At 52.2% G+C, this 389-nt stretch carries 1 protein-coding gene; it reads right to left on the bottom strand.

Annotated elements, in window-relative coordinates:
• Positions 1-389: cation-translocating P-type ATPase C-terminal domain-containing protein (locus NE664_15500; GenBank protein MCQ4728038.1), on the bottom strand; the 389-nt coding region annotated here is incomplete at both ends.

The following is a 389-nucleotide window of genomic DNA, read 5'->3' as shown; positions in this document are numbered from 1 at the left end:
CACAAACATTACAAGGCTTAAGAGTACGACGCCTGCCAGAAATGCACCAAGGCTGTACCAGTTGCCGGAAAATCCAATTCTGAAGATCGAATGGCTGCTTCTGCAGTTAAATCCATGGAACAGACGCGCCAGTGTCAGCGTACAGAATGCCATGGTACTGGCAACCGCAGCGCCGCCCTGATTCAGCCCCAGATGGAAGGCCGTCATGGTACAGACAGCGATAAGACCGCCCTGCAGGAACAGCTTCATCATAAATTCCTTTGTCAAAATCCCCTCTTTCGGATCTCTCGGCTTCTGAGACAGCAAATCCTTATCCGCCGGTTCCATACCGATGGCAATGGCCGGAAGCGAGTCCGTCAGAAGGTTGATAAACAGCAGATGGACCGGTG

The organism is Anaerotignum faecicola (genome assembly GCA_024460105.1).
In the GTDB taxonomy this organism is placed as follows: domain Bacteria; phylum Bacillota; class Clostridia; order Lachnospirales; family Anaerotignaceae; genus JANFXS01.
This window is presented reverse-complemented; position numbering and strand designations above follow the sequence as displayed.